Raw genomic sequence first — 5,517 nt, forward strand, 5'->3', positions numbered from 1 at the left:
GCGAAGCTTATCTGTACTTGTTTTCGCGAAAGCGCTTGTTGTTTGCCGTTTCTAGTGGGCAGACACGTGAGGCACGTGAGGGCGGGTGTGTAGTCATGGCGGTCGACACCCGGCGGCCTCCTGCGGACACGTGCCCACATAGCGAGCGGATTCCCCCTATCCGCGAATTTGGTGCGAGCATTGGTTCATGGCGATGGCGTCTCGTGGATCAGATGCTGACACCCCGGTTGCGGAACCGGATTTTCCGCAGTGGTTCTGGGCGTTTTTGACCGATCGCGCGGTCCGCAAGCCATCGCCGCATACCGCCAAGGCCTACCGGCAAGACTTCGCCGCGGTCGCCGCGCTGTTGGCCGGCGACCGCTCGCGGGTCGGCGAGCTGACACCGGCCGCGATCACGAAGTCGGCGATGGGCGCGGCGTTCGCCGCCTACGCCGACACCCACGAGGCCGCATCGATCCGGCGCTGTTGGTCGACCTGGAACACGTTGTGCGCCTTCCTGTACACCGAGGAGCTCATCGGAGCCAACCCGATGTCGCTGATCGGTCGCCCCAAGGTGCCCAAATCGTTGCCGAAGGGGCTTGGCGCCGAGGCTGTGTCGGGGCTCTTGACGGCGATTGACGCCGACGGCGGTTCGCGTCGCCGCAGCGACTGGCCCGAACGCGACGCGGCCCTGGTGTTGACCGCGGTGCTGGCGGGACTGCGGGCCGAGGAGCTGCTTCGCGCCAACGTCGGTGACATCCGCAGCACCACTGCGGGTGGCGGCGTTATCCACGTCCGCGGTAAGGGCAATAAGGATCGCCGAATCCCGGTGGAGGAGGGGTTAATCAAGGTTTTGGAATGCTATCTGGACTCCCGTGCAGTCCGATTCCCCGCCGACACCAAGCGTCGAGGCCCGAGCACCGGGATCGGGGCGTGGCCGACGACCGCGGCCCTATTCGTCGGCAGTGACGGTCATCGAATCACCCGCGGCGTACTCCAATACCGGGTGCTGCGCGCGTTTAAGAAGGCTGGCTTGAACAGTCAACGCGCGCGCGGAGCCTTAATCCACGCCCTCAGACACGAGTTCGCTACACAACTGGCCAATAGCGATGTCAGTGTCTATGCGCTGATGAAGCTGCTCGGGCACGAGTCGATGGCGACCTCGCAGCGCTACGTCGATGGTGCCGGCGCCGAGAACCGTGCCGCTGCAGCGCGAAACCCGCTCTACGAGCTCTTGTCTTGATCCTCATTGTGCGCGGTTTTGGGATTTGATGACGCGTCGCAGGCTTTCTCGTGCGGCGCTGAGCTCGTCTTGCAGTCCGGCGACGTGCCTTTTGGCGGTGTCGAGCTCAAGGGTGCGGGCGTCGCGCTCGGCGACGAGTCGACGGTTGATGGCTTCAAGGTCGGCGACACGCGCGGTCAGATGGGCTCGATCGGGTGCTTCGATTTCGGCGCCGAGCTGCAGGCGCAGACGCTGTTGGAGTCTGTCGCGCTCGGCGCGCAGTGTTTTGATCTGATCTCGGGCGATGGCGAGGTCGGTGCGCAGACTGGCCGGTGTCGTGGTGTGTTTGCCGCAGGGCGTCGGCATCGGGGCCAGGCTGTGGTTGGCCTGGCGACCTCGAGCGGCGTCGATGTGTTCGCGGATTCCTGGGGCGTAGACGAGCCAGGTGGACACCCCGGCGGCGTTGGCCACCGCGGTGAAGGTGATCGACGCGCCGCTGGCTTCCATCGCCTCAAGCGCGGCCAGTGCCCGTCGCCGCTTGAGGTCACTGTCCTTGGCGCGGGCCGCTTTTAGCGCTGCGGCGCGAGCCTGGTTGCCAGCGGTAGTACTCATCCGGTTTTGGTCCCCGAGGTGGCCACGGGAATGATTGGGATGCGTCGGGCGGCGCGGGCGCGGCGCAGGATCCGGCTGGCGTCGTCTATCTCGGCGCGCTGCTCAGAGTCGAGTTCGGCGAGGCGGAGCCGCATGGTGTCGACCACGTGGTTAAACGCGTCGATTTCGCTGCTCATGTTGGCGATCACGTAATCAGCCGTTCCCATTGCCTGGGCGGTTTCCCGATCAGCCTTCAGCGAGTGGATGTGTTCTTCGATCGCGGGAAGATAGGAGGGATCCGGGCGATAAAAGCCGCAGCCCGCGCACTGGAACCGGATCGGGCAGGCACCGCCGCCGGCTTTGACGTTGGACGGTTCGGAGCAGTTGCCGAACGGCACCGACACCGAGGCCCGTTCATAGGCCAGCGGGTCGGCGAACGAGCTCGGGTTGCCCGAGGCATCGATGGCCAGGGACCCGACGGCGCGGATAGCCTGCTGCTTGCGTTTATGGGTGACCGAGTAGTAGCCCATCGTGGTTTGAATTGAGCGATGTTCGAGTAAGTCCTTGAGCACGTCGACGGGTACGCCGGCGTCGGCGTGGCGCTGAGCGTAGCTGTGCCGCAGCACATATGGGGTGATCAGGAAGCGGTCGAACGGCAGCGGTGTCCCGTCGGGACCCAGCAGTTCACCGTCGATCTTGGGGATCGAATCGATCCAATCCCGAAACGACACCCCGATGCTGGAGGCGATCAGGTGACCGCGGGCCTGGCGGGAGCGCAGCAGCGGGGAGGGAAATAGCCACTGGCGGGTCGACGGCGCGGTGGGCAGCTGTGCGCGGCGACGCTGCCAGGCCGTGATGATGTCGGCGGTCTCGGTGGTGATGGGCAGGCGTCGACGCAGTCGGGCGGCCTTGTGGTTGTCATAGACCAAGTTGTGTTGGCCGTCGATGACCTCAACGCAGCCGATCTTGAGGCTGACGATCTCACCGGGGCGCCGGCCGGTGTCACGCAGGATCTGGTAGATGGTCTGATGCATTGCCCGCAGGTCTGCGGCGCTCATCGAGCCGAATGGTGCCGTCGGGCCCAACAGGGATAGATGCTGGTCGAGTTGACGAATCACCTTCTCGGGCAGCGCCTTTCCTAACTGCTCCTCGTTGGCGTCTTCGATCACTCGGTGAAGGCGTTGCGACGGGCGGAACGGATCGGGCACCTCGGTCATCAGCGCGTTGGTGCGGGCGTGTTCGATCACCTGGTAAAACACCCGCAGCAGCTGTCTGCGGTAGTTGGCAGAGTGCAAAGCGCCATCGGTGCGGCGTTGCTCGGCGATGGCCCGCTCGACGAGGACGAAGTCACCCGCGCCCAGGGTGGCCGGGTCGGCGCGACCGGAGGCCACCAGTGTTTGGGAGGCCACCTGGCAGGCCCGCAGCGCTTGGCGCAGCCCTTGCAGGTAGGGGCAGGTGTTGCGGGCCCAGTCCTTGAGCACCTCGCGCAACCAGCGCAGCTCGATCACACCAAAGTCGACGGTGCCCTGAGTAGCCGGCCAGCGGCGCGAACCATTGGATTGCAAATCCAGCAGCTCGACGTGCCACACGTCGCCGGCGTAACGATCGGTGCCGCTGTATTGGGTCCAGGCTCGTTCCAGATGGCGGCGCAGGTCACGGTAGAGGCCCTTGATGGTCCCGTTGTATTGCACGCCACCGCTTTCACACACCGCTTCGGGATCGGCGCGGCGCACTGAGCTGGCCCCGTCCAGGCGACTGATGAGGATGCGAACTTGCACTGGGTCCAGCGGAGGTGGCGCCTCATCGCGGCGTTGCAGCGCATAAAGCAACTCAAGTCGCACCAGCGGTGGCAGGTCAGCCAAGAAGAACTGGTGGCCAGCGATCCCAGGCTTCTCGTTGGCTATCCACGCAGCCAGCTCCTCGCGCGAGAGTGAAGCGCCCTGGTGTTGCCGCCGCAGCCGAATGCCGTGAAACTTGCATAATCCGTGCCGGGCGACGCCTTCACGGGCGCAGCCGGCCACCACACAGTCCGCGCGGCGCCGCAGCGGCTGCGCCGAGGCGATGAACTGCTCCACCGGCCCGCCGCCAGCCTTGCGCCAGTCAAGCGCGTGCCGCCGGCACAAGCCCCGAGAGTCCAGCTCGCATTCGCAGCCGGGCACCGTACACACACCTGGGGCAACAAGGCGGATCGATCGACGGCGGGGCTGGCGGTCGAACTCCTCTTCAGAGACACCGGCCGCCGACAGGGCGTTCCGACAACCAAAGCAGCGGCCGTTGTAGCTGCGTGCCGGCGTGGGACAGCCTGGGGTACGACATCGCCACACAGCTGTGCGTTCGCTGTCCAGATCGCCGGTGAACAACCACAGCGATCCGTCCCACTCATCGGGTCGCCACGCGGTGTCGATATGGGCAGACAGCCATTCCAGCCAGCCGGCGTCGCTGACGAACTCCCGATCAGCGTCGGCGCCGACGCTGAGACGTGATGCCGGTGTACTCACCGGTAGGTTTCCCCGGCGGCGACGGCCTCCACGGCTCGGCGCTTGTCCTCGTCTCTCGCGTGCAGATACACAGCGGTCGAGGACAGTGCGGCGTGACCCAACAGCCGCTGCACGACATCGAGATCGACCCCGGCGCGCACCCAGTTCGTGGCCGCAGTGTGCCGAAACATGTGAGGGCGCACCGCAAAACCGCACTCGGTGGCCAGCCGTTCGAAAAACCCTTTGGCCGCACGGTAAGTCATCGGCGCGCCCAGCGGCTGGTGGTAGAGGTTGACGAACACCATGTCGCAGTCGTCGTCACCGAGGATTTCGGTGCGCTCATACTGGTAGTCGGCGTAGGCCGACAGCACGGCCTGGCTCGTCGGCACGCTTCGGGGAAACCGCGACTTAGCCAATGCCCCATTGGGATTGGCTCGGTGGCGAACATGGATGTGAGCGCCCAGCACCGCGCAACCCAAGGCGCGCGAGTCGGGAAGCAGGTGCAGATCAGCCCTGCGCAGTCCGAGGGTTTCTCCGATCCTTAGCCCACTTTCATGCATCAGCATGGTCATGAAGCGTTCCCGAGGCCGTCGACAACACCCCATGACCCGTTCAGACTGCTCGGGGCTCAGCGCCTCCGGGAACGCCGTTTCGGCCCTTGCCTTGAGCATCCGAGCCCGCACCATGCGGAGCTGGCCCGACTCACCGGTATCAAAGCCCGCTGGGATAAACCGGAGCCAGCGCGGCTCGGTCAACCGATCGGCCACGGCCTGCTCGATCAATCCGGTTCTGGCGCAAAACCGCAAAAACTCGCACACCGCAGTAAGCGTGGCGTTGACCGTCGTACCCGAGCGCAACCGCCGGCCTTGGTACGGGGTTGCTTCCACGAAGTGCTTGAAACGGGCCAAACTGGCCAGGCTGATCGAGGACCAGTCGACTCCCTGATCGGCGCACCACGCCAGGAAGGCCGCCACCCGGCCGGCATAGACACGGATCGTATGGGGCGAACGGCCCGCCCCGTGCAGCGCCCGCAGGAAGTCACTGGCCTCCCGGTGCATCACCAACTCGGAATCGAGCACCACCCACAGCTGCGATCCGTCGAGAGGCGAGACCGCCCGTTCGGCCCTAAACACTGTCATTGTCCCCAACGTAACTGTCGTGCCTCGAATTACCGGATATTCGTAAGGCACCGGCGTGTCACGCCGCTGAACCGACGTACCTCATGCGGTCGGAAGCAGTACAGATAAC

The 5,517-nt window shown here is 65.3% G+C and carries 4 protein-coding genes; 1 reads left to right on the forward strand and 3 read right to left on the reverse strand.

The window, feature by feature from the left end; translation table 11 throughout:
- Positions 1-187: 187 nt before the first annotated feature.
- Complete coding sequence (locus AC5Y7V_RS31115; RefSeq protein WP_499883768.1) at positions 188-1,222, forward strand: site-specific integrase; 1,035 nt, start codon at positions 188-190, stop codon at positions 1,220-1,222.
- A 3-nt stretch (positions 1,223-1,225) separates the two neighbouring features.
- On the opposite strand, the gene AC5Y7V_RS31120 is transcribed toward AC5Y7V_RS31115, so the two are convergent.
- From AC5Y7V_RS31120 to AC5Y7V_RS31130, 3 genes are all read right to left on the reverse strand, one after another.
- The gene (locus tag AC5Y7V_RS31120) at positions 1,226-1,708 is read right to left on the reverse strand and encodes a hypothetical protein (protein WP_499883769.1); all 483 of its coding nucleotides are present in this window, start codon (positions 1,706-1,708) and stop codon (positions 1,226-1,228) included.
- 101 nt (positions 1,709-1,809) lie between these two features.
- Positions 1,810-4,152 carry a tyrosine-type recombinase/integrase gene (locus tag AC5Y7V_RS31125; RefSeq protein ID WP_499883770.1) on the reverse strand — a complete coding sequence of 781 codons (2,343 nt, stop codon included), beginning with the start codon at positions 4,150-4,152 and terminating at the stop codon, positions 1,810-1,812.
- A 134-nt stretch (positions 4,153-4,286) separates the two neighbouring features.
- Positions 4,287-5,351: a tyrosine-type recombinase/integrase gene (locus tag AC5Y7V_RS31130; protein WP_499883771.1), complete on the reverse strand. Its 1,065-nt coding sequence runs from the start codon at positions 5,349-5,351 to the stop codon at positions 4,287-4,289.
- Positions 5,352-5,517: the final 166 nt, after the last annotated feature.

This window comes from Mycobacterium sp. NGS34 (genome assembly GCF_059812845.1).

Bases quoted from the DNA above. Each gene is read 5' to 3' on its own strand.
- AC5Y7V_RS31115 (WP_499883768.1), top strand. From the start codon at position 188: ATGGCGATGGCGTCTCGTGGATCAGATGCTGACACCCCGGTTGCGGAA.
- AC5Y7V_RS31120 (WP_499883769.1), bottom strand. From the start codon at position 1,708: ATGGAAGCCAGCGGCGCGTCGATCACCTTCACCGCGGTGGCCAACGCC.